This window comes from Oceanihabitans sp. IOP_32, assembly GCF_009498295.1.
Taxonomy (GTDB): Bacteria; Bacteroidota; Bacteroidia; order Flavobacteriales; family Flavobacteriaceae; genus Wocania; species Wocania indica.
Genome location: NZ_CP040813.1, coordinates 872195 through 890608, shown reverse-complemented (window position 1 = coordinate 890608; position 18414 = coordinate 872195). Strand labels below are relative to the sequence as shown.

Here is an 18414-nt window from a genome sequence, read left to right as displayed (position 1 = left end):
TAATTAAAAATGAAATATTACAAGATTTTTCAATATGCTTATTTAGTGCTTGCGGCACTGTTTATATACGATGCTATCGATAAATACACAGTCAATGGCGAGCTAAGTTATACTTCGGTATTATTTGCGGCACTCGCAGTTTTTATGTTTTTTTTCAGAAAACGATTCAATCAAAAGTTTAAGGATGGCGATAATTCTAAATAAATGAGTATTTATATTACTATTATAATCGCTTCGTTAATTCTTTCTGCTTTTTTTTCTGGCATGGAGATCGCTTATATATCTTCAAACAAAATCCATATCGAAATTGAAAAAAAGCAAGATGGACTTCTAGCCATAATATTAAGTAGGTTAACGGCTAAACCCTCGAAATTTATTACAACCATGCTTATTGGAAACAATATCGCTTTGGTAATTTACGGGTTTTTTATGGGCGATTTGTTGGTTAATTGGTTTCATTCTTTATTGCCTACCACGTCTGGCTTTGTAAATTATATGTTAGACGATTTAAGTTTGTTGAGTCAAACCATTATTTCTACATTGGTTATTTTAATTACCGCAGAGTTTTTGCCAAAAGTATTTTTTCAAATCTACTCTAATAAGCTCCTAAAAATATTAGCGGTTCCGGCTTACATATTCTTTGTAATATTCAATTTTATTTCAGATTTCGTTATTTGGATTTCCGATTTTATACTAAAGTACTTTTTTAAAACCGAAGGCGATCAAATTCAATTAGCTTTTACCAAGGTAGAATTAGGCAATTATATTAGTGAGCAAATGGAATCGGTAGAAGCCCATGATAATGTGGATACCGAGATTCAGATATTTCAGAATGCATTAGAGTTTTCTGAAGTAAAAGCTCGTGAGGTTATGGTGCCAAGAACCGAAATAGTAGCTGTTGAAATTAACGAAACGATAAACGCACTTAATGCGCTTTTTACCGAAACGGGGTTCACTAAAATTCTGGTATATAAGGGTACGGTCGATGATATTTTGGGTTACGTGCACGCTTTTGAGCTGTTTAAAAAACCGAAAAGCATTAAAGCGGCTATGCTTCCTGTAGAATATATTCCGGAGACGGTATTAATTAAAGATGTTTTAAACGTCCTTACTAAAAAACACAAAAGTATAGCTGTAGTTTTAGATGAGTACGGCGGTACTTCTGGAATGCTTACGGTTGAGGATATTGTGGAAGAACTTTTTGGCGAGATTGAAGACGAACACGATACCATTGATTTGATTGAAGAAAAAACGAGTGACCACACCTATTGTTTTTCTGCTCGTTTAGAGGTCGATTATTTAAACGAAACTTATAAATTAAATCTACCTGAGAACGAAAATTACGAAACTTTAGGAGGTTTAATTGTAAATCAAACCGAGCAAATCCCTGCAAAAAATGATGTTGTGCACCTTGAGGGCTTTCAATTCAATATTTTAGAAGTATCAAACACCAAAATCGATCTGGTGGAGCTCAAGGTTTTAAACGACAGGTAAAACACCTTAGGCAGATAACACATTGGATTCCGTGCTTTAGAGTGCCCATAACTAATGTTAATAACAACTGGATGCGTACCAATGCAAAAAATGAAATCTATGGCATTTAATTTAATTAAAGCATCTTTACGCTTTCATTATTAAATAGAAAATGGTATTTTCGCGCACTGTATTTTGTCAATAAATGATGAAATGCCAAAACAACTAACAAGACTAATCCCGATTTACGGATTTTAAATTTTAATTACAAATGGCAGTTTTAAATAAGATTAGACAACGCTCACTATTTTTAATATTAATTATTGCATTAGCGTTATTCTCTTTCGTTTTAGCAGATTTATTCCAAAATAGCGATGCGCTAATGGCGAAATCACAAAATGTTGTTGCAACCATTAACGGAAAAGATATTACTCGTGAAGACTTTTTACAAAAAGTAGAGATTGCACAACAGCGTGCGGGAGCATCTGCAACCAATACTCAGGTAATGAATAGTGTTTGGGAGCAAGAAGTGAGACAAGCTGTTATGGAAACTCAATACGATGCACTTGGTATTACGATAGAAAAAGATCAAATGCGCGATTTACTTAAAACTGCCATGGCTACAAATCCTGAGTTTGTTAATGAAGCAGGATTGTTTGATGAAGACAAGCTAAATGAGTTTATCGCAAACCTGAAAGAGCTCTCGCCACAACCTGGTTTTATTGGTGGGCAACCTTTAACGTTTAACGATTGGGTGAATTATGAAAGACAGTTGGCTAGTAACGCCTTAAGTCAGAATTATTTTAATTTAGTTAAAGCGGGTTTAACAGGCACCTTAGCAGAAGGGGCGCTAGAGCACAAATTACAAGGCGATAAAGTAGATATTAAGTTTGTACAAATACCTTACGCTTCGATTGCAGATAGTACGGTTTCTGTTTCTAAATCTGATATTACGGCATACATCAATAAAAATAAAAAACAGTTTAAAGTGGACGCTTCTAGAGATATTCGCTATGTGGAGTTTAAAGAAGCCGCTACTGTTGAAGATGAAAACGCCATTAAAGAGGCCTTAAACGTGTTGTTAAATGACAGAGAAGAGTATAATGAAGGTCTAAAAACCACAGAAACCATCGCTGGTTTTAAAACAACAAAAGATCATGAAGACTTTGTGAATGCTAATTCTGACATTAAATTTGATGATCGTTTTGTGTTTAAGTCTGATTTGCCTTCAAGTATTTCCGATAATATTTTTAACCTCAATGTCGGTGAGGTATACGGTCCTTATAAAGATAATGGTTTCTTTAAAATATCAAAATTAGTTGCGGTAAAACAGATTCCAGATTCGGCTAAAGTGCGTCATATTTTAATTCCTTTTAAAGGCTCGCAATCGGCAACACCAGATGTGGTGCAAACAGAGGCAGAGGCTAAAGCTACAGCCGATAGTCTTTTAAGTGTTCTTAAAACAAATAAATCTAAGTTTGGTGATTTTGTAAAAACATTCTCGTCAGATCAAGGGAGTGTTGAAAATGGAGGTCGATACGATTGGCACCCTTATAACACCATGGTACCAGAATTTAACGATTTCGAATTTGAAGGTAAAGTGGGAGATTTAGGGATTGTTAAAACTGTGTTTGGATTCCATATCATTGAAATCGAAGGACAGTCGGATACAAAGAAAGCGGTTCAAGTAGCTACTATTGCACGTAAGATTGAACCTTCTGAAGCTACAGTATCGAAAGTATTTAGAGATGCTTCAAATTTTGAGATTAATGCGGCATCAGGCGATTTCCAAGATTTAGCAAACGAGAATAATTATACAGTTCGACCAGTAAATGGTATAAAAGTACTGGATGAAAATATTCCTGGTATAGGAAACCAAAGACCGATTGTACGTTGGGCATTCGAAGAGGAATCTCGAGTTGGTGATGTTAAACGTTTTACAACGTCTACCGGTTATGTTGCTGTACAATTGGTAGCCAAGCATAAGGCTGGCCTTCAAAGTGTAGAGGAAGCTTCGGCAATCGCTATTCCTGCCATTCGAAAAGAGAAAAAGGCTAAGCTTATTAGAGATCGTGTTTCTGCTACCAATTTAGAAGATTTGGCAGCTGCCGAAAACACCACGGTTAGAACGGCTATGGCCGTAACTATGACGTCTCCAGTTCTTTCTGGTGCGGGTAGAGAGCCTATTATTGTAGGTGCTGCATTTGGTTTAAAAGAGGGCGAAACGTCTAGCTTAATCGATGGTGCAAATGGGGTGTATATGCTTCAAGTAACTAAATACACACCAGCAGTAGAGTTGGATAATTATCAGAGCTACGCTAATCAAGTCGAAGCGCGTAAAGTTGCTGTCGTAACATCAAAATTGTATAGCGCTTTAAAAGAAGCCGCAGATATTGAAGATAATAGAGCTGAGACTCAAATTCAATAAATACTAAAAGTAACACATATAAAAAAAGCCTCGATTTTCGGGGCTTTTTTGGTTTACATAGCTACGGCAGTTACCAGCTGTTTTTTAAATTCGTTGGGCGTTAAACCATATTTTTCTTTAAATATCTTAGAAAAATAACTCCTACTTGTAAAGCCTATCGAGTACACAACTTCAGAAATATTTAAATCGGTTGTATTGATAAGATCCCTTGCCGATTCTAGTCGCACATGTCTAATGTATTCGGTTACGGTTCTATTGTATAAAAATTTAAATCCATCTTGAAGTTTGGCTTGAGATAATCCCGTAGCCAGTGCCAATTGATCTAAGCTGTAATTTTTAGCTGGATTTTTTAATATGGATTTACCCAGTTTTCTAACCAGTATAAGTTCGCTTTTAGTAAGAGAGGTTGGTAATGGTACACCTTGCTGTGATTTGTCGTGACGTTGAATATGGAAGGATAGAATTTCGTAAATTATAGATTCAATTCTTAATACCCTTAGCATCCCTTTTGCTTTTATAGTTTGCATTTTTTTAACAAGATCTGCAATTTTTAGATTTAGCGCCCCATAATGAGCAAATCTGTTTTCCTCGTCGGTATCAACAAAAACTTCGTATAATTTTTTATTTAAGGTAGCGACGTTGGTAGTACGCTTTTTTAAAAATTTTTTACGAACTATCTCTATAGAGTTTATTTCTAATTTGGTATCCTTCGGAAAATAAATATAATTTACCCCATCGGCTTTATTGGTAAATATTAACGAATGATATTGGTCTATGAGTATCCTTCTGTTATCGGCGCTAAATTTATGCTCAAAATAACCATTTAAAACATAAGCAAAGCGAATCGGATTAAATCCGTTTGCATGCATGCTCAGTTTTACATCATCTCTAAAAGTAATGTTGAAATCGAGAAGATGTACGCCCCAATCGAAAGGCATAAAGCGAATACTTCCAGTTGCCTTATCATTGTTTACTAATAGGGTAAACTCATTCCATTCCTCTTTAATGGTGCCACCTACATGGTTCTTAATTTCAATAAGGAGATCTTTAAGGTTGTCTGGTTTAATACCAATTTCTATCATATCGCGTAATGATTCAAATTTAAGTGTTATATGCTTATATACGTTTTGTTAATTTTTATAGATTTTTTAAAGCCGTTCTCTCACTTTCCAGAGATTGCATGGATATTGTTTTAATACGCTAAAAGCGTCGTTCTAATTTCTGTACGATAACAGATTATGGTTCCTGTTTAACTTTATAGCTAAGTAAATATAGTATTAATTACTGACAAATAAATGATTCAAAAAGGATAGTTAATATGTTTTTTTATCAAATGAGTTAACAACAAACGCTTTCGAACTCATTGATAATCTTGTTATTGGTTACCTTTGATACACAAGCAAAAGTAAAGTTGTTATCACTAACAACGATGTAAACCAGTAGGCATCTCTAAACAAACTACTGTTAACTAAAAAAATTAATAACTATGAGCACATACACAGAAGATGTTGGTAATAAATTAAATGATTTATTAGAGAAAACATTCGATGCTGAAAAAGGATTTAAAAAAGCGGCCGATCACGTAGATAATAAAGCCTTAAAATCTTATTTTGAGCAAAAAGCACAAGAGCGCTACGATTTTGGACACGAAATAAAAACTGAGATTAAGGCTTTAGGACAAGAGGCGGATAAGTCTGGGAGTTTAACAGGAACTGCACATAGAGCTTGGATGGATATTAAAGCTCTGTTTTCAGACGATGATGAAGAGTCTATGCTAGAAGAAGCTATTAGAGGCGAAAAGGCAGCTGTTGAAGAGTATAATGAAATTATTAAAGAAACCACCTTACCTATTAGTACCAAGTCTATTTTAGAGTCTCAGAAAAATAAAATAGAATCTGGCCTAAATAGACTAAAAACTTTAGAAGATCTAAGTTAAAAGTTTATAGCTTAATCGATTATAAAAATACAGCCTTGATGCGTTTTATAGCGTCAAGGTTTTTTGTTTGAATTAAAATATGAATGATTAGAGGTATTTAAGATTAAAATTAAGAATTATATTGTTTGTATAGCCTGAAAGACAGGTTTTTACATTTTAATTTTCAAAACCAAAATTATGTTACGTTACACTATTATATTTGTTATTATTGCAATAGTTGCTGGAGTTTTAGGCTTCGGGGGAATCGCTGGAGCAGCTGCCGGAATTGCAAAAATATTATTTTATGTTTTTTTAGTTCTTTTTATTATCTCGTTAATAAGAGGACTTGTAAAAAAATAGATAAGCTAAAACGCGAATTATATAACATGTCTTCTGGGTTTGTTAGATTTAGAACTATGAAAGTAGAAGACACGCAGAGTCTGTGAAATGAAATGGAATAGGCCTTTATATTGAAAATACAGAGGCCTAAAACAATCACTAAGCCCCTTCAAAATGGGGTCTTTTTTTATGCATCGTAGTTTGTAACAGAACGGGTTTTACAGTATCATATCCTTAAAAGGAATCACAGTTTTAAAACCTTTATCATGAAAATAGGACTCGGGATTAGTTTTAGAAGCGACCAACACAAAATCACCTCCCCAAGCACCAAGACTTTTTATACTGCCCTTAAAATCTTCAAATAGTTGTTTTTTTACGGGTTGTTGTTGTATAACTTTTGAAATGATTTCTTCATGTTGATCTATAAGCAACATAAAATCATCTAAAGTGGTGCAAGTCATAAATTTTTCAGTAATACTGCTAATTGCCGAAATGGTTTCCGATAAATTAAAAGTTTGTTTTTTATACTGCGCGATACCATCTCGACTATTTTGTTTTCGGTTTAAGTACACAAAATATAAATGAGTTTTAAAGGATGGCTTAAAGTCAACTTCAGTAATCATCCTGGAGGTTTCTTTGGGTGCTAAGGTCTGCTGTGAAGTTTTTAGTGAATTATCAGGAACTAATTGATAAATTATAGATGTACTGTGTTTTGCACATGCAATATCGTAACCACTGCCTCCAAAGGTTTGTTCTAAAAGTTGGTAGGCATCGACATTGGCCCATTGCGCAATATTATTTATTAAGGTAGAAGACGTGCCCAAACCCCAAGCTTTAGGGAAATCTAGTTTTGTTGTTACGGTGTAGCCCTGTTTGGTGTTTAAAAAACTACCGTTGAGTTTTTTAGCAGTATTTAATATCTGGCTAAGGCGAATGCTAATATTATTTTTAGAGCCCTCAGAGCTAACGATCTCGTTAAGATTAAAAGCATCGTCAAACCAAACATTGCCTTTTTCATCGATACTTTTCCAAAACAATTTATTTTTATTGTTAGGAACAACCTCAAGCGACTGACCGTATTTTGTTGGTATCGCTAGAGCTAATGCGCCGCTTAAAATCACATACTCGCCCGTTAATAATAATTTGCCGTGACTGTTAAATTTTATCAATGTGTGTAAGTTTTAAATGTAACCTGATATGTTGAATACTTTTGCTCGACACATTTTATAGCCTGAGTTTTTCTAAGGCTTCAATAACGGCATTATGGGTTACCGTATGCGTTTTAAAGTGCTCGGTTAAGGTTTTTTTTTCGGTATCGTTTGCTTTAAATTGGTTTAGAATATTCATTAAATGCATTTTCATATGGCCTTGCTGAATGCCTGTTGTAATTAAGGAACGCAGTGCCGCAAAATTTTGCGCCAATCCAGCAACAGCGACAATTTGCATCAGTTCTTTAGCTGATGGTTTTTGTAATAATTCAAGAGCTAATTTTACCAGAGGGTGCAAATTTGTAAGTCCGCCAACGGTTCCTAAGGCTAAAGGAACGTCTATCCAAAACGTAAATATACCGTTTTCTACTTTGGCATGCGAGAGGCTCGTGTATTGTCCGTTTCTACAGGCATAGGCGTGTACACCAGCTTCAACGGCTCTAAAATCGTTTCCAGTGGCCAGAACTACGGCGTCAATACCGTTCATAATACCTTTGTTATGTGTTACAGCCCGATAGGGTTCTATCTCTGCAATTTTAACGGCTTGAATAAATTTGTTTGCAAAATCTTGTGGTGATATGCCTTCATCTTCATTTAAATCTTCAACCTTGCAGCTTACTTCTGCACGAACTAAGCAATCTGGCACATAGTTCGATAAAATGCTCATAACTATTTGAATTTCCTCGTCGTTACTAGAAAAGTCATCAAATGCTAAAGATTCTTTTTTTAAAGTTTCTGCAAATTGCTCTAAACACGAGTTAATAAAATTAGCTCCCATCGCATCTAAGGTTTCAAAGGTGGCATGTAGCTGGTAATAACCTTTTAGGTCTTTGGTTTTATCTTGTAATGCGATGTCTAAAATACCGCCGCCACGAGCTTCCATGTTTTTGGTTAGTGGCTTGGCATTTTCAAAAAGTTTTGGCTTTACACGTTCAAAAAAACGTTCTAACGTTTTAAAATGGCCGTGATACATAAAATGTACTTGCCCAATTTTAGTGGTCGAAATAACCCTTGTTTTAAAGCCACCACGATCCAACCAAAACTTAGCTGCTTTACTTGCTGCGGCTACAACAGAGCTCTCTTCAATTGCCATTGGGATGGCGTAAACTTGGTTATTAATTAAAAAATTAGGAGCCACACCAAAGGGTAGATAATAATTGGTAATGGTGTTTTCAATAAACTCATCGTGAAGTTGCTGTAATTTTTCGTTGCTGTTCCAGTACTGCTCTAAGATAATCTTGGTCGCTTTAGCATCCGAAAAATATGTGTTTGCAAGCCATGAAATTTTTTCGGCTTTTGGGAGCTTAGAAAATCCAGTAATTCTTTTATTCATTATTAACCTTTTTAAGCGCAAATATAGCATTCTTGGTATTAAAACATGGACAGTAATTTACTACAAACAATTTTTTAACTGTTATTACTATCGGTATTTAGTATAATTTTTGTAAACTTGACAGCGATTTGCAAAAAAATAATCTAAATGAAAATTCTACAATTACCCCTATTTGTTTATTTTTTAATATCTACTTCTTTAACAGCTCAAGATAAGCACATTACACTTAGTCAGATTTGGGATGGTACGTTTAGAGCCGAACATATGGATGCTTTGCACTCCTTGAATAGCGGAAAACAATACGCTGTTTTAAATTTTGATAGACAAAGCTCGTCAACATCTATCGATATTTATAATTACAAGACCTTACAAAAAACCAGTACCCTTGTAAATTCTTCTAATATAGCAGCGTTGGATTATTTTACCGATTACACGTTTAGTGCCGATGAAAGCAAAATAATACTGGCAACAGATGAAGAGTCCATTTACAGAAGATCGGTTTTAGGACGTTATTTTGTTTATAACACTGCCGATGAATCTCTTAACCTAATTTCTGAAAACAAAATACAAGAACCTACCTTCTCACCAGACGGCACTCACATAGCTTATGGATTTAACAATAATTTATACGTTAAAGATTTAAGTACTAACACCACAACGCAAATTACTTTTGATGGTGAAAAGAATAAGATTATTAATGGTATAACCGATTGGGTTTACGAGGAAGAATTTGCTTTTGTTCGCGCTTTTGAATGGAGTGCAGACAGTAAGAAAATTGCGTTTATAAAATTTGACGAAGCCGAGGTACCAGAATTTTCTATGGATATTTTTGGTGACGATTTATATCAAACACAGCAAGTATTTAAATATCCAAAAGCGGGCGAGACGAACGCTAAAGTGAGTTTACATGTTTACAACCTTAACAATAAAACAACCCAGAAGGTACCACTAGACGAAGATTTAGAATATATTCCAAGACTAAAATGGACCAACAATCCAAACGTATTAAGTGCACAAGTTTTAAACAGGCATCAAAACGACTTAGATTTGGTGTTTTATAACACAAAAACCAAGCAAGCTAAAGTCGTTTTAACTGAAACCGATAGCGCTTATGTTGGCATAACAGATAACCTAACCTTTTTAGAGGATCATAGTTTTATATGGACCAGCGAGAAGGATGGTTACAATCATATTTATCACTATTCAAAAGAGGGTGAATTAATTAATCAAATCACCAAAGGCAATTGGGAGGTAACCAATTATTATGGGTTTGATACTAAAACGAATACTATTTTTTATCAATCTGTAGAAAATGGTTCTATAAACCGCGATGTGTATTCGATTAAATTAAATGGTCGAAATAAAACAAGGCTTACCAAAAGTGAGGGCACAAATAGTGCGTCATTCAGTGCAGATTTTACGTATTTTATCAACACCTTTTCTAACGCGAACACTCCACCTCAATACACTTTAAACAATGCCAAGTCTGGTGCGGTTTTAAAAGTGATATTAGACAACGATGTGTTATTAAATAAACTGTCAGAATATCAAATCTCTAAAAAAGAATTTAGTACTATAAGCATAAACGGTAACGATTTAAATATGTGGACTATTAAACCCACAAATTTTGATCCTTCTAAACAGTACCCTTTGCTAATGTATCAATATTCTGGTCCGGGTTCTCAGCAGGTGGCCAACCGTTGGAATGCTGCCAACGATTTTTGGTATCAACATTTGGCACAACAAGGCTATATCATTGTATGTATAGACGGCAGAGGAACCGGCTTTAAAGGGGTGGCCTTTAAAAAAGTGACACAAAACGAATTAGGTAAATTTGAAGTAGAAGACCAAATAGAAGCCGCAAAGCAATTAGCAGCCTTACCCTATATTGATGCCAGCCGCATTGGGATTTGGGGGTGGAGTTATGGTGGATTTATGAGTAGTAATGCCCTTTTTAAAGGCCATGATGTTTTTAAAATGGCTATTGCGGTAGCACCTGTAACCAGTTGGAGATTTTACGATACGATATACACCGAGCGATACATGACGACGCCACAGGAAAACCCAAGTGGTTACGATGAAAACTCACCAATAAATCATGTCGATAAACTTAAAGGTGATTATCTATTAATTCATGGCTCGGCAGACGATAATGTGCATTTGCAAAACACCATGAGATTGGTAGAAGCTTTAATTCAGGCTAATAAACAATTCGAATGGCTTATTTATCCCGATAAAAATCATGGAATTTACGGCGGGAATACAAGATTACACTTGTATGAAAAAATGACTCACTTTATACACTCTAATCTTGGAGACCAGCGTGTAACAGTAACAAATTAATTTAATAATAACTAATAATAATTTTATGGCAGCTACGGCATTACAACCAAATCAAAAAGAGGTTTTTGGACATCCAGCGGGCTTATACGTTCTGTTTTTTACAGAAATGTGGGAGCGATTTTCTTATTACGGAATGCGTGGGATTTTAGTACTTTATATGGCAACTTCTGCAACGGCTATAGACCCTGGTTTAGGGTGGAGTAGTAAAGATGCTATTTGGCTATATGGCTGGTATACCATGTTAGTTTATGTGGCATCCATTCCTGGGGGTTGGATTGCAGATAAATTTTTAGGTCAGAAAAAAACCGTGATGCTTGGTGGTTTATTGCTTTGTATAGGTCATGGTGTTTTGGCAGTACCTCAAGATTGGGCATTCTTTACAGGTTTACTGTTTATTATATTAGGTGTTGGTGGTTTAAAGCCAAACATTTCTACTATGGTAGGTGGTTTATACAAAGAAGGCGATATAAGACGTGATAGCGGATTTACTATATTTTATATCGGTATTAATATTGGAGCTTTTTTAGCTAGTATTACCGTTGGTTTGGTAGCCTATATCTATGGCTGGCATTATGGATTTGGTCTTGCTGGTATTGGTATGTTTGTTGGTCAAGCCGTATTTATTTGGGGACAAAAATACCTTAAAGGGGTTGGCGAATTTACTGGAGGTAGTGAGGCTACCGAAGAAGAACGATTAGCCGCCAAACGCCCTTTAACTAAAATTGAAAAAGATAGAGTTGTTGTTTTATTGATTTCATTTTTAATTGTAATTGTCTTTTGGGGAGCTTTCGAGCAAGCGGGAGGTTTAATGAATCTTTATACCGATGCTAAAGTAGATAGAACTATTGGCTTAAGTTGGTTAGAAGAAATTCCAGCAGCCGTATTCCAGTCTTTAAATGCTGGGTATATTATTATTTTTGGTACCGTTATTGGTAGTTTCTGGGTATGGTGGAAAAAAAGTGGTAAAGAATCCTCATCTTTATTTAAAATGGCCGTAGGAACCATTATTATGGGGTTAGGTTATGTTTTCATGATGTTTGCATCGCAAGAAGCCAGTGCCGAAACTTTTGGTAAGGCGGCTATGTTTTGGATTTTCTTAGCCTATTTATTTCATACTATTGGCGAATTATGTACCTCGCCCGTATCCTTGTCCTTTATTACAAAATTAGCACCTTTAAAATATGCGTCAATCATGATGGGCGTTTACTTTGCGGCTACTGGTTTGGGTAATAAATTAGCGGGTTCTATTGGCGAAATGTCTCAATTAGAATCCTTTAAAGGGGAAGTGGTAGTGAGTAAGCAGGAATTACTCCCTTATATCGAGAAGGATAGCATGGAAATTAAAACCTTAAAAAATGAAATCGTTACCATTTATGATTATCCAATAAACGAAGACAAAAAATTCATAATAAAAGCGAAAGTATTTCCTGAAAACGGAGAGGTGGTTTTTACCGATTACCAATCTGGTGAAAATTTGAATCCTTTATTTGAAATGTCTCAGGGAGCCGATTCGAATACACCCAAGTTACTCGAAGATTTAACCGAAAATAACGTAACGTCTTCTAATCCTTACCATGCAAGATTGGTGTTTGAAAAGGACAAAGATAAAGCTCAAAACATTGAGAATAAAGGTGACGGGAAAGACTACGGAGTGTCTTTTGTTTTAGAAGAAAAACAAAGCGAACAAGAATACTCTACCTTTATGTGGCTAACCATTTTCACGGTGTCTTTTGGGTTTTTACTTTTATTATTCTTGAAAAAATTAAAGAAGTTAACACATGGTGCTGAAGATCATGAGGTGGATGTAAAGTACGATAAAGAAACCGAAGGTTTCGAATTGGCAGATCCAGATAATAATTAAAATATAATATTAACTAAAACGTATTCTTTTTAAACAAATATTCAATCAATTATGGCAACAGTAGATACATCTCAACACGATGAGTTTTTTAACAGTAAAGTGTTAGGGCATCCAGCAGGACTATTTGTTCTGTTTTTTACAGAAATGTGGGAGCGATTTTCATTTTACGGTATGCGCGTTTTGTTGATTAATTTCCTAACCATGGCTGTAATTGGCAGTAATCCAGGATGGGAGTGGACCGCAGAAAATGCGGGAGCACTTTTTGGAACTTATGCGGGATTACTGTATTTAACCCCAATTCTAGGTGGTGTTATCGCCGATAAATTTACCGGGTACCGTTGGGCCGTTTTAATTGGCTGTGTAATTATGACACTCGGTCACGCCTCCATGGCCTTAGAGACCGAATTTTCCCTTTATTTAGGCTTGGCACTTCTGGTTATTGGAACCGGATTTTTTAAGCCGAATATCACCTCTATAATTTCTGAAATGTACACCTACCTTCCAGAGAAAAAAGATGGGGCTTACACCATATTTTACATGGGTGTTAATGCGGGTGCTTTCTTTGGTATGATGCTTTGCGGTTACCTAGCCGAACGTGTAGGTTGGTCTTGGGGTTTTGGTTTAGCAGGTGTTTTTATGTTGTTTGGAACCCTTCAATTCTTACTCGCCAAACCTTTGTTTGGTAAAATTGGTGCACCTCCTGTAAAACAGACCAAAGAAGAAAAAGCGGCAGCTGTTAAAGACTACAAGGAGAATAAATTCACTGGTTTAGATAAGATTCTTATTATTGTGACCTCAATTATTGGCTTTCTGTATTTAATTAACGATCCGGTGTCTAAGATTGGCGGAATCAACCTATTGCCTGCAGAATTCTTGTTTTCTAAAGATGTGCTTTCAGGACCTATAGTGATTACTTTAATAGGTGTAGCTCTTTTTCTTTTCCTAGTAATTGGGCGTATAGTGCGTTATGAGAAAATTGTAAGAGACAAAATGATTGCCGTAATTATATTTGCCTTTTTTACCGTACTGTTCTTTATTCCGTTTGAACAGGCAGCAACTTCTATGGTTATTTTTGCTCGAGATTATACCGATAGAGTTTTAACCGGTAATGCTGCTTTAATATTTAATATTGTAAATACCTTACTAACCGTAATACCACTAATGATTATTACTTGGGTACTGTATTTATTAAACAAGAAAACATTTGGTAAAATACCAGGAAGTAATGTGGTGTTGGCAGTTTGTTTTGCTTTAGTTTGGGGTATAGTGGTTTGGATGCTTGCTCAAGATTTTTCTACAAAAGCTTACGAGGTCGAATACCAAGCTGTAAAAATCGAACAAGTTGTAGATGGTGAAACCTCTGTTGTTTATGAGCCTATTACTGAAGCTCGTCCTTTAAAAGCTGGTGAAACTACCGAAACACAGGTATTAACCATCTCTTCAAATAATGAGTTAAAAGCGGGTCAAGCTGTTGGAGCTCATCTAGAGTTGGGCAAGTACCGATACCTAGATGATGAGAAGCGGGAAAAATTAGTGTCAGATTATGCAGAAGCGGGATTGAAATCTCAATTAATAATGGGTGAAGTGGTGAGAGCGAAAGAGAATCAGGTCGAAATTACAGTGTCTTGGTTTAGTATTTTGAATTCTTTCTTTATTATTGCTTTTGCTTCGTTTTTCTCCAAATGGTGGGAAAGTAAATACAATCCTTCAGCCGCTCTAAAATACGGTTTAGGCCTTTTTATTATGGGTGTTGGATTTGCTGTATTAGCCTATGGTTCTAGTTTTATACCTCAAGGTGCTGGCCCTGGTGTTGTGCGGGTTAGTATGGTGTGGCTTATTTTAGCTTATCTTTTTCATACCATTGGTGAACTCTGTTTATCACCTGTAGGTTTGTCTTATGTAAGTAAATTGGTTCCAGCAAGAATGATTGCCTTAATGTTTGGTATGTGGTATTTAGCTATTGCAATTGGTAACAAAGTAGCTGCTTCTATGGGAGGTATGGTAGAGCAAATTCAGGAAGAATATAACTTATCTACTTTTTTCTTGATTTTCACCATAATACCTATGGCAGCTGGATTGTTAATTACGGTGCTTAATCCCTTAATGAAGCGATTAATGCACGGTGTGCGGTAATCAAAAAAAGTGTTAAAATACATCGAAAAGCTCCTCTTTAGGAGCTTTTTTTGTAAGTTCGAAGTATATTTTATAAACTATTTATTTATGAAAAAAACAATATATTTACTATTAACTTTTGCTCTTATTAGTGCAAATACGTATGCTCAAAAGATTAATTGGGTCACTTTTGAAGAAGCCTTAGAGCTACAAAAGAAAACACCCAAAAAGATTATGATGGACGTTTATACCAATTGGTGTGGTCCTTGCAAAATGTTAGATAAAAAACACGTTTCAAAATAAAGATGTGGCCGATTATGTGAACAAAAACTATTATGCTGTTAAGTTTAATGGGGAGGGTAACGAAAGCGTTACTTATAAACAAAACACGTTTTCAAACCCCAATTACAATCCAGCGAATGCAAACCGACGTAATTCGGCGCACCAGTTAGCCCAGTATTTTCAGATTACCGCGTATCCTACGATTGTTTTTATTGACGAAAAAGGAGATTTAATGTTTCCTTTAAAAGGGTATCAAACACCAACGCAACTGGAGCTGTATTTAAAAATGTTTGGTAATGACGACCATAAAAATTTAAAAACTCAAGAACAATTTAATGCCTATTACAAAGCTTTTAAACCCGAGTTTAAAGGTTAATAGAATACAAAAATAAGTTAGTAATTTATAGTATAAGCTCCCTTTTTACCTGTATGGTGAAAGGGGAGTTTTCGTTTTAAGCAAATGGACTCCCATTTTTCTATATAAGAGTTGTAATTACTACCGTCTGCAATAATGTGTTTTGGACGAATCGAATCAATCAGTCGGTTCAAGTTAATTTTTGGTGACTGTCGTAACACAACATAATCGGGTTGCATCGTTTTTATATTATAAACACCCAGGCTGTCAATTATTAATACGGTTTTATCATTTAAAAAATAGACTGGCTGCAAGGGCTCTTTACTTAGGTTTTTTATATGATTGCTAAGTGTGTAATCTCTTATTATTTTGGTTTTAGATAAGGTTACACTATCACAATCATGAGCAAAAACAAAATTATTTTTAGTAAGATTTCCTAGTATGCTAAATTTGTGCTTATGGAATATAATAAAAGTATTTGTTAGCTTAATATAAGTGGTGTACATAACAATAAATTGAAAAATTAAAATAGTGACTAACAAAAATTTTAATTGGGTAAAATTTTTGTGTGTTATAAACCTAACGAAGCTAAAAATTATGAGATAAGACGCTAAAACATACAATAGATTAAAAGCAATATCTTTTAAAATAAACCATTCTTGTTTTGAAACCCAACTCACAAAAACATTCATACTGCTAATTATAACACCATAAATTTCGGCTAATATATGGGGGAGTAGGTTTGTTGTTGCCAATAAAATAACAAGTATACCCAATCCTAAAACAATTCCTAAAACGGGAATAATTACTAAATTCGATAAAAAAAACAAACTTGGAAATTGATTAAAATAGTATAAGCTAATGGGTATAATACCAAGTTGCGCAGAAAGGGTTACCGTTAAAGTATGCCAGTATTTGTCTAAAAGCCAATTTTTAGGTTTCCATAATTCATATAGTCTTGGATCTATGGCCACAATTGAAAAAACAGCCAAGTAACTTAATTGAAAACCCACATCGAAAAGAAATAAAGGTTTAAAGAGTAAAATTGCAAATATGGATATGGCTAAAGTATTGTAAATATTGGTAGGTCTTTTTAGATTCATAGCTATTGCAACGATACTGAACATCGTTACTGCTCGGGTTACCGATGCCGATAGTCCGGCAATTAAAGCAAAACTCCATAAGCAGCTAACCATTAAAATTGTTTTTAGCAACTTGCCGTGTTTAAACCGATTAAGGGGTTTAAGGATAACACTTAAAATAATTAAAACAATACCCACATGTAAGCCAGAAACCGCTAGAATGTGTACGGCACCAGCATTTATATAGTTGTTGTAAACTTCGCTACTAATATCTTGTCTTTGCCCTAGGAGCAAGGCATTTATAACAGCGAGTTCTTCTTTAGAAAATGGATAATTTTTTAATTTTAGATTAATGTGTTCTCTAACGTTATTTGCAAATCCAAAAAAAGTATGGCTGTGTGAACTTATCTTAACTAAATATTTATTTTCAGCGAATACTTGATGGTAGATGTATTGCTTCTCAAGATATTTTTTATAATTAAATTGATGCGGGTTTAAAGGCGCTTTAAGAGTCTCGAATGGGAAATTACTTAGTATAATCTCATCTACTTTTAAAGCCGCTGCTACGGAATCTTTTTTAATATTTAATAAGGATTTACCCGAGACTACTTCGTTATTAACCTCTAAGATGTCGATAATATATTTGTCGTTATAGGTTCCAGGTTTTAAAACTTCTCTTATTCTAAAAACAACGTTTTTGGTTGGTTCTTCCTTATTAGAAAGTAGTTTAGAATAATGATCTGGAAAGTTTTTTTGATTGTGGAAAGTGACGGATAATATACCAATAAACAACATTAACAGATAAGCCATAACACCAAACCAAATGGTTTGGGTAAATCTGTTTCTTGCCAGCAAAAAAAGAATCACAAGTAGAACAAGAAGTATCGCTGTTATAGATAGAGATAAAAGATAAGGTGGAGAGTAAAAATAAGAGATTACAATTCCTATTATAAGAAAGCCTGTAAATTTAATAATGGTGAAATTCAGCAACTTCATACCCCTAAATTTACTAAAAAAAATAACGTACAAAAAATGTTGTACATTATATTTAGGCTTAGTTAACTTGTTTGTATGATAAACACATTCAAGTGTAATTTGTAAATTAAAGTTACTATAATTTATAGTAGTTGTTCATTCTATATCCTGTTAAAGCACGCGTCGGGCTTGTACAAAAGCAAAATACCAATAGCGCTCAGATAAATCTGAAATAATAACACCTTTACTTGTTGAGGCATGAATAAACTCAACCCGACCTACTTGCGAATACGTTACGATACCAATATGGTTTACTTTTCTGCTATTTTTTCTAGTCGCAAAAAAAAGTAAATCACCTTTTTTTACTTGCTTGAGGTCTATCCAATCTCCAGTAATCGCCAAGTCTTTGGTGGTTCTAGGAAGTGAAATTCCTTCGCTTTTAAAAGCAGTATTAATCAATCCAGAACAATCCATACCTTTTCTTGTCGTACCCCCATATCTATAACGTACCCCTTCGAATTTCTTAGCATAATTAACGATATCCTCAGCTTTATAAAGGGTGTTGCCCTTGGTTTTTTTAGAATGGTTTGTTTTGACTTCAGCTTTTTGTTTTTTAATAACAACATGTTCTCTTCTACTACTTGATTTGGAAGATTTACAACTACTAAAACAAGCAAATAATAGGAGTATAAAAAGGAGTTTTTTCAT

The 18414-nt window shown here is 34.7% G+C and carries 13 protein-coding genes and 1 pseudogene; 9 read left to right on the top strand and 5 right to left on the bottom strand.

The genetic code is table 11. The features are described 5' to 3' along the window. The first annotated feature begins 9 nt into the window (after positions 1–9). The 3 genes from FEZ18_RS03700 to FEZ18_RS03690 all read left to right on the top strand — a co-directional run bounded on the left by FEZ18_RS03700 (position 10) and on the right by FEZ18_RS03690 (position 3901). Positions 10–204, top strand: coding sequence for a hypothetical protein (locus FEZ18_RS03700; RefSeq protein ID WP_153267074.1), 195 nt, complete (start codon positions 10–12; stop codon positions 202–204). Beyond that, positions 205–1494, top strand: a complete 1290-nt coding sequence (locus FEZ18_RS03695) for a hemolysin family protein (RefSeq protein ID WP_153267073.1) — start codon at positions 205–207, stop codon at positions 1492–1494. It abuts the gene before it with no gap. A 250-nt stretch (positions 1495–1744) separates the two neighbouring features. Further along, positions 1745–3901, top strand: a complete 2157-nt coding sequence (locus FEZ18_RS03690) for a SurA N-terminal domain-containing protein (protein ID WP_153267072.1) — start codon at positions 1745–1747, stop codon at positions 3899–3901. A 53-nt stretch (positions 3902–3954) separates the two neighbouring features. Here FEZ18_RS03690 and FEZ18_RS03685 read toward each other — a convergent pair whose 3' ends face one another. Beyond that, complete coding sequence (locus FEZ18_RS03685) at positions 3955–4983, bottom strand: helix-turn-helix domain-containing protein (RefSeq protein ID WP_153267071.1); 1029 nt, start codon at positions 4981–4983, stop codon at positions 3955–3957. Positions 4984–5387: 404 nt separating this feature from the next. Here FEZ18_RS03685 and FEZ18_RS03680 point away from each other — a divergent pair, with 404 nt between their 5' ends. Together FEZ18_RS03680 and FEZ18_RS03675 are read left to right on the top strand one after the other, a co-directional pair. Further along, on the top strand, positions 5388–5837 hold the full coding sequence (locus tag FEZ18_RS03680) for a ferritin-like domain-containing protein (RefSeq protein WP_153267070.1): 450 nt from the start codon (positions 5388–5390) through the stop codon (positions 5835–5837). Positions 5838–6014: 177 nt separating this feature from the next. Next, the gene (locus tag FEZ18_RS03675) at positions 6015–6176 is read left to right on the top strand and encodes a DUF1328 family protein (protein WP_153267069.1); all 162 of its coding nucleotides are present in this window, start codon (positions 6015–6017) and stop codon (positions 6174–6176) included. 197 nt (positions 6177–6373) lie between these two features. Here FEZ18_RS03675 and FEZ18_RS03670 read toward each other — a convergent pair whose 3' ends face one another. After that, entirely contained in the window at positions 6374–7324 is a 951-nt protein-coding gene (locus tag FEZ18_RS03670; protein WP_153267068.1) for a GYDIA family GHMP kinase, read from the bottom strand. 55 nt (positions 7325–7379) lie between these two features. Continuing rightward, complete coding sequence (locus FEZ18_RS03665; protein WP_153267067.1) at positions 7380–8726, bottom strand: hydroxymethylglutaryl-CoA reductase, degradative; 1347 nt, start codon at positions 8724–8726, stop codon at positions 7380–7382. A 117-nt stretch (positions 8727–8843) separates the two neighbouring features. Here FEZ18_RS03665 and FEZ18_RS03660 point away from each other — a divergent pair, with 117 nt between their 5' ends. The 4 genes and pseudogenes from FEZ18_RS03660 to FEZ18_RS03645 all read left to right on the top strand — a co-directional run bounded on the left by FEZ18_RS03660 (position 8844) and on the right by FEZ18_RS03645 (position 15670). Then, positions 8844–11039 (top strand): S9 family peptidase, encoded by a 2196-nt coding sequence (locus tag FEZ18_RS03660; RefSeq protein WP_153267066.1) that lies wholly within the window; start codon positions 8844–8846, stop codon positions 11037–11039. Between the two features lie 25 nt (positions 11040–11064). Further along, entirely contained in the window at positions 11065–12900 is a 1836-nt protein-coding gene (locus FEZ18_RS03655; RefSeq protein ID WP_153267065.1) for a peptide MFS transporter, read from the top strand. A 51-nt stretch (positions 12901–12951) separates the two neighbouring features. Continuing rightward, positions 12952–15033: a peptide MFS transporter gene (locus FEZ18_RS03650; protein WP_153267064.1), complete on the top strand. Its 2082-nt coding sequence runs from the start codon at positions 12952–12954 to the stop codon at positions 15031–15033. Between the two features lie 87 nt (positions 15034–15120). Continuing rightward, a pseudogene (locus FEZ18_RS03645) lies at positions 15121–15670 on the top strand (thioredoxin family protein). 17 nt (positions 15671–15687) lie between these two features. On the opposite strand, the gene FEZ18_RS03640 reads toward FEZ18_RS03645, so the two are convergent. After that, positions 15688–17727: a ComEC/Rec2 family competence protein gene (locus FEZ18_RS03640; RefSeq protein WP_153267063.1), complete on the bottom strand. Its 2040-nt coding sequence runs from the start codon at positions 17725–17727 to the stop codon at positions 15688–15690. A 150-nt stretch (positions 17728–17877) separates the two neighbouring features. Then, positions 17878–18414 (bottom strand): C40 family peptidase, encoded by a 537-nt coding sequence (locus FEZ18_RS03635; protein WP_153267062.1) that lies wholly within the window; start codon positions 18412–18414, stop codon positions 17878–17880.